Genomic DNA, 6,663 nt, shown 5'->3' on the forward strand with positions numbered 1-6,663 from the left:
GGGGGCGTGAGCGGGGGCGGGAGCGCGGGTGTGGGCGGGAGGGGACGGGGGGCGGGGGTCGGGTCCGGGGGCTGCTGGGGCGGGGGGAGACGGAAGCTTCCGGTGTCCGACAGGGAGCCGGTGGGGGAGGAGACGCCGGGATCCGTACCCGTACGCGCGTCCGTGCTCCCGCCTGATTCCGTGCCCGTGCCCGTGCCGGTGTGCGGGTCCTCTGGCGGGGTGGTGCCGGCGGCCGGGGCCGGGGGGTTGTCCGGGAGGAGTTCCAAGGCGACGCCGGGGGCCTGGCGGAGGGGGCCGTCGGGGCCGAAGCCCGGGGGCAGGGGCCCGAGTTGGTCGAAGATCTCGATGAGTTCGTCGTCGACGCCGGGCTCCGGCAGGAGTTCCACCGCGGCGGCGAGCGCCTTGCGCGCCCCCGTGGCCGTACGGAAACGGTCCTCGGGATCGGGCTGGAGCAGCGAGGCGACGACCTGCCAGAGCGGCTCCGGGATGCCCTGGGGCGGGCCGGGCGTGCCGTGCTCCAGGAAGTACCGCACGAGCGCCTTGGTGTCCGGCTTGGCGCCCTCGAGGAGATAGAGGGCTACCAGTCCCACGGCGAACAGGTCGGCCGGGAAGTCGGGTTCGGCGCCCTGCATCTGTTCGGGGGCGAGGTAACCGGGCGTGCCCACCACCAGGTTGGTCTCCGTCAGCCGGGGCTCGCCGAGCCGCATGGCGATGCCGAAGTCGGACAGCCTGAGCCGGGGGCGGCCGGTGCCGGTGGCTTCGAGGAGCACGTTGGCGGGCTTGACGTCCCGGTGGACGACGCCCTCGGCGTGGACGGCGGCGAGCCCGGACAGCAACTGGTCGAGCAGGGTGCACACGAAGGCGGGCGGAAGGGGGCCGTAGTCGCCGACCAGGTGGACCAGGGAGCCGCCGGTGACCAGGTCCATGGTGAACAGCACCTTGTCGTCGTCGGCGGCCCAGCTGGCCGGGGCGAGGACGTGCGGGTGGTCGATGCGCAGCCCCTGCTCCCGGACGAAGCGGAGCAGGGAGTGGGCGTCGCGCTGCTGAAGGACCTTGGCGGCCACGTAACGCCGCCGGCGGTGGTCCCAGGCCCGCCATACGGCGCCCACGCCACCGCGTCCGATCGGGTCGGCCAGCTCGTACCGGCCGGCGAAGACCTCACCCATGCAGCCGCCGTTCCTCCTCGTGGCCTCGTGCGCCCCCGCTGGTGTCCCCGTGCCCCGTACCCCGGCCGGCCGGTGCGCCGGCCCGTGGGTCAGCTCTGGTGGGACTGGTAGTGCGCGACGGCGTCGGCGGTGCGGCCGGCACCGTAGACGCGGAGGAACTCGGCGAGTTCCGGATGGCTCGGCGCGAGGGCGTCGGCGGCGTCGATGATGTCACCGGCGGCGGCCACCGAGCGGAGCAGCGACTGGATCTCCCGGACCACGCGCTTGACCGTGGGCGCGCCCGAGCTGCCGGTGGTCTGGGTGGTGTTGCTGAGCACGGAGCCCCCCTGTGACTTCTTGATCTCCTCCATGCGCTCGGTCGCCTCGGCGGCGCTGACGCTGCCGTCCGCGACCTGGGAGGCCAACTCCTGGAGCAGCTGGACGCGCTGGACGACGGCGGGGTTGCCGATCTTGGCGCGCTGGCCGCTCATCAGCTGGGAGAGCATCGGAGCGGACAGGCCGAGGACCGCCGCGAGCCGTGCCTGGTTCAGCCCGAGATCGTCGATGAGCTTACGGAAGAGCGCCCCCAGCGGCTCCCCGTACCAGTTCCGCTGCAGCTCCCGCGCTCTGGCGGTGGCTTCCTGCTGTGCGGCGTCCATTGCGTCTCCCCATCGCTTCCCCTGAAAACCGCGGTTCGCTGTAGCGAACCACGTCGAGCATCTTACGGAGAGTGGTCATCCGCGGGGACCCCCAATCTTTTTGCGGGATACGGGGGGTGACCCGGTACTCTGGTCTGCGGCACCAGCCGGATCCTGATCCTCCCGGCCGGCCGCCGCCTTCCCGGGGCCTTAGCTCAGTTGGTAGAGCGCCGTCTTTGCATGGCGGATGTCAGGGGTTCGACTCCCCTAGGCTCCACATCTCCAGACCCCCTCTGACCTGCGGAAACGCTGGTGAGAGGGGGTCTTGGCCGTCCTGGTGGGCACACCGCACGCACGGGGGGAAGCCGGTGTCGCGGGCCAGGCGTCCGGGGTATAGGTCTATGGTCCGGCTGGCGCGGCACGGGTGGGGGGCTCGTTGGGGCGGGGACTGCGGCGCTTTCTCTTTCTGATGTTCACGACAGCGCTGCTGTGTGTGGTGCCCGGCGCGACCGGCCACGCGGCGGACGACGAATGCCACACCGAACAGCTGAAGCCGGCGCGCGTCACCGCATCGGTGCGCTTCAAGCACGCGGACGAGGACTACACCAAGGCCGAAGGCCGCCTCACGGTGAAGGCACCCAAGTCCTGGAGCCAAGCGGTCGATTTGCTGCTGAACGGGGACACGGAGCGGTACCGGACGGCCATGCGGTGTCTGCTGCGTGACTCCGGTGATCCCTTGCCCTACCGCGACACGGAGGGGCGTACGGAGTCGCCGAAGGTGACCGTCGACAAGAAGTGGGTGACGGTCGACCAGCGTGTGGTGACCTGGGTCGTCAGTCGCCAGACCCGTGATTTCGGCCCCTGGCGCCTCACCGTGGGCAACCGGCTGTGGCAACTGGAGCTGATACGCCCGCCCGCTCTGGACGGGTCCTGGTGGCAGGAGATCACCGTCGACCTGGGCGGGCGGGCCGGCCGGAGCGCTTCCGCGGCGCCGACCTCGGGAACCGCCACCAGGCTGACCTGGACCAGGGAGAAGGCCGGAGGCAAGCCTCCCGAGGTACGGGTCACCCTGCAGCCGCCGGCGGCCAAGGCATCGGCGGCACGATGGAGCGAGGACCCTTGGTATGTCTTCGACGCGCTGGCCGGGGCGCCCTTGGACGGAGCGTTCCTCGTCCTGCTCCTGATCACGGTGCGCGCGGTGCGGCGCGCACCCACCTCCCTGCCACGCACCGCCGCCGAGATCCGCACGGCGCGCAATCTGCTGGTCGTGAGCTGGCTGGTGTTCGCGGTCTCCGTCGTCCAGAACTTCGACGACGCGCTGCTGGGACACTTCGCCAACCACGACACCGCCTTGTTCTGGACGGACCGGCACCGCACCGCCGTCCACTTCGGACTCGCCCTGCTCACCGGGCTCGCGTTGTGCGTCTTCGGCGGACCGGGACGGACCGGCGTCGCCCTCGCCACCGCCGCCACCGGATACGTGACCGCCGTGGCGTGCCGGCCCGAGTGGTTCGCGCTGCCCCCCGAGCTGTGGCTCGACGCGGAGAACTTCCCGGACGAGGTGCGTTGGTTCCGCGAGAACGGGGGCATGGTCGCCTTCGCCGGGGCCTGCGCGTGCGTCGTGTTCGTCTGGCTGGTCGGTGCCACGGCCTCTCTGCTGCGGCTGTGGCGCGCCGCCGACGACCCGGCGACACCCGGATGGCCGCGCGGCCGCTTCCCGCATGCCTTGCTTGCCGCGTTGGCCCTGGTGTCCGTGGCGGTCTCCGCGGTGAGCGTGTGGACCGCGGAGAACCTGTGGGAGCAGCAGAGCTGGCTCAGCGCACGGCAGGCGTCCGAGGCCTACGGCCTGTGGCACGCGGCGACCGTGTTCAACGAGATGCGCTGGTTCCCCTCCGATTGGCTGGACTGGTTCCACGGAACCTACTTCTGGTGGTGGGGCCTGTCCCTGGCCGTCCTTGCCGTCCTGCGCGTCCGTGGCAAGGCGGCCGACCCGGGGGACGTCCTGCCCGCACCGGCGGAGCTGCTGACCCTCAAGGTGTTCTTCGTGGTCTGCATCGCGCCGGTCGCCGGCTGGTACGCCGGTGTTCCCTTGCCCCTGCTGCCCCTGCTCGGACTCTGGCTCACCCTGACCGGCCTGCTCGCCATCGGCACCAGACGCGCGGTCCTGTACCGGAAACTGCTCTCCGGCCACCGGCTGCACGAGGTGGCCAGGGAGTCCGACCGGCCGCAGCTGCTCAAGGCGGCGCGGCGCCACCGGGAGCTGCACGCCCAGCTGAGGCGGCTGGAGCAGGGGCAGCAGGACGGAGACCGGGCCCAGCTGGAACACGAGCTGGACCGGCTGCACCGGCTGGCCCACCCCTCCCCGCCGCCCGGCCTCCCCAACACATGGATACGGCTGCCCCCCTCCATAAGCCCGGTGGAGCTGGCCCTGGCCTGGGGGCCGCGGACCACCTGGTGGGGCAACGCCTGCCGGGCCGCTTACTTCACCGCGCTGACCTCGGTTCCCGCCGTCGCCATACTGATCTGGGCCGATCACCTCCGCGGCGTTCGGTGGGCCGACAAGTTCCTGCAGCGCTTCGGGTTCGCCGAAACGGTGACGGCCGCGGTCGCCACGGAACTCCTGTGGGTGGGCGCCGGCTTCACGCTGGGCGCGCTGTGGCGTGTACTGCCCGGCCGCCGCGGGCCGGCGCGCGCGTCGGTGATCGCCCTCGCCTACGCGACTCCGGTGCTCGTGCAGTGGGCCGGTGACTGGATCGTCGACCAGTCCTTCAACACATGGCCGCTCGAGCTCAGCCTCACCCTGCTCGTCCTCACCCTGACCGGAGTCGCGATGGACATAGACACCTTCCACGGAGAAAGGCACTACTGGCCGAGCCGGGCAAGCATGCTGTTGTCCATATACCAGTGGCGCACAGCCTCCGTCCAAGTGGCCTTCCTCATCGGCCAGCTCGTGGCCCTGGTGACCATCTGGCAGCAGCTGAAGGGAAACGACCCGATGATCGTGATCGAGCGCAGCCCCGGTGAGAACGCGGTGGGCGGGGGCCCGGGGAGCCCGTAGTACCGGGTGGCTCGGGGCTACCGGGCGGTGCCTTCCCGTGCCGGGGCCGCCTCGCGCAGGGCCTCCTCGGGGGTCAGGTGGGTGCCGGTGGTGAAGGACCGGGTGAAGTCCGTGTCGCCCAGCACCGCGCGGGCCGACCGCTCGATACGGTCCACGTCGGTGCGCTCGGCCGGGGGAAGCGGTGCGTCCACGCTGCGCCGGGCCGCGTCGGCCGCGCCGAGCAGCAGGGCCGCGCGGGCCGCCGCGGAGCGGGTGCCCCGCAGGGCCGCCGCACCGGCCAGGCCCTCCAGGGACAGGGCGAGCGCCCGCGGCTCGTCTATCGCGCGGGCCACCTCCAGGCCGCGCAGATGGTGCGCCGCGGCCGTGTCGGCGTCGCCGCGCAGTTCGGCGACGAAACCCAGCTCGGCGAGCAGCAGATGGTCGCCCGCCTGGGAGGACACATCGGCGTACCCCTCGCGCAGGTGCCGCAGGTGCGCCTCGGCGGCGTCGAGGTCGCCGGAGCGGCGGGCGCCGAGCGCCAGGCCCATCCCGGCGTGGATCTCGCCGTACTTGTAGCCCTGTTCGGCGGCGCTGCGCCGGGCCTGTTCGTGCAGGTCGCGGGCGCGGTCCCAGTCGTGGGCCAGCAGCGCCAGGCGGCCCAGGCCGGACAGCCGGGCCGACACCTCGGCCGCGAGGCCCAGTTCACGGGCGATCCGCAGCCCCTCGTACTGGCGGCTGACGGCCTCCTCGTACTCGCCCTTGATCTCCGCGAGCGCCGCCAGCGGTGACACCGTCTGGAGTTCGCCCCAGCGGTCGCCCAGTTCGCGGAAGAGCGCTGCGCTGCGCCGGCCGTCGCGGCCCAGCCCGGCGAGGTCGCCGCGGACCAGCGCGAGCGTGGCCCGCAGGCCGAGCGCGGCGGCGGTGCCCCACTGGTCGTCCGCGCTGGTGAACAGCGTCAGCGCCCGGTCGTTCAGCTCCCCGCTGTCGGCCACCGCGCCCGCGCTGAACAGGCCGTACGCGCACAGCCACAGCGACCGGGCCCGTCGTACCGGGTCGGGCCCGGCGGCGGTGCCGGCGAGGGCGGTGTCGCCGGGAAGGGCGGTGACCGGGTCGCGGTCGCCGGTGAGCAGGGCGAACGCGGTGTGCAGCAGGGTGAGTTCGCTGCGGTCGGCGGCCGGCGTGGTGTCCAGCACCGCGCGCAGGCTGCGGCGGGCCTGGGCGAGCCGGCCGCGCAGCAGCCACCACCAGGCCAGCGCGGCGGCCAGCCGTGCCGCCTGGCCCGGGTCACCGATGGCGGCGCGGCGTACGGCCTCGTCCAGGGCGGAGCGCAGATTGCCGGACTCGGCGTCGAGCCGGGCCAGCCAGGACCGCTGCCCGGGGCCGCGCAGCTCGGGTTCGGCGCGTTCGGCGAGCGCGAGGTAGTGGCCCAGGTGCCGGTCGCGTACGGCGGCGAGGTCCTCCATCTCGTGCAGCCGCTCGGTGGCGTACGCGGCGACGGACTCCAGGAGCCGGTAGCGCGGGCCCGTGGGTCCGGCCACGACCACCACCAGGGACCGGTCGACCAGCCGTGTCACCAGGTCGGGCACCTCGGCGCAGGCGACCCCGTCGCCCGCGCACACCGCCTCGGCCGCCCGGAGGTCGCAGCCGTCGCTGAACGCGGCCAGCCGGCGCAGCACGATGCGCTCCGGCGCGCCGAGCAGCTCCCAGCTCCAGTCGATCACCGCGCGCAGGGTCTGCTGGCGTTCGGGCGCGCCGCGCCGCCCCGAGGTCAGCAGCTGGAACCGGTCGCCGAGCCGGGCCGCCAGCTCGCGCACGCCCAGCGCGCGGACCCGGGTCGCCGCCA

4 protein-coding genes and 1 tRNA gene are annotated in these 6,663 nt (G+C 73.2%); 2 read left to right on the forward strand and 3 right to left on the reverse strand.

Translation table 11 applies throughout. The features are described 5' to 3' along the window. Together H5J33_RS19020 and H5J33_RS19025 are read right to left on the reverse strand one after the other, a co-directional pair. Positions 1–1,166: serine/threonine-protein kinase (locus tag H5J33_RS19020; protein WP_181796134.1), on the reverse strand; the 1,166-nt coding region annotated here is incomplete at its 3' end. Positions 1,167–1,255: 89 nt separating this feature from the next. Further along, on the reverse strand, positions 1,256–1,804 hold the full coding sequence (locus tag H5J33_RS19025; RefSeq protein WP_030780911.1) for a DNA-binding protein: 549 nt from the start codon (positions 1,802–1,804) through the stop codon (positions 1,256–1,258). Positions 1,805–1,987: 183 nt separating this feature from the next. Here H5J33_RS19025 and H5J33_RS19030 point away from each other — a divergent pair. Continuing rightward, positions 1,988–2,060: transfer RNA gene (locus H5J33_RS19030), tRNA-Ala, on the forward strand. 192 nt (positions 2,061–2,252) lie between these two features. Next, positions 2,253–4,841, forward strand: a complete 2,589-nt coding sequence (locus H5J33_RS19035) for a DUF6185 family protein (protein WP_181796135.1) — start codon at positions 2,253–2,255, stop codon at positions 4,839–4,841. Between the two features lie 17 nt (positions 4,842–4,858). Here H5J33_RS19035 and H5J33_RS19040 read toward each other — a convergent pair. Continuing rightward, positions 4,859–6,663 (reverse strand): ATP-binding protein (locus H5J33_RS19040; RefSeq protein WP_399552870.1); only part of this gene is annotated, 1,805 nt, incomplete at its 5' end.

Source organism: Streptomyces sp. WELS2 (genome assembly GCF_013870595.1).
GTDB lineage: Bacteria > Actinomycetota > Actinomycetes > Streptomycetales > Streptomycetaceae > Streptomyces.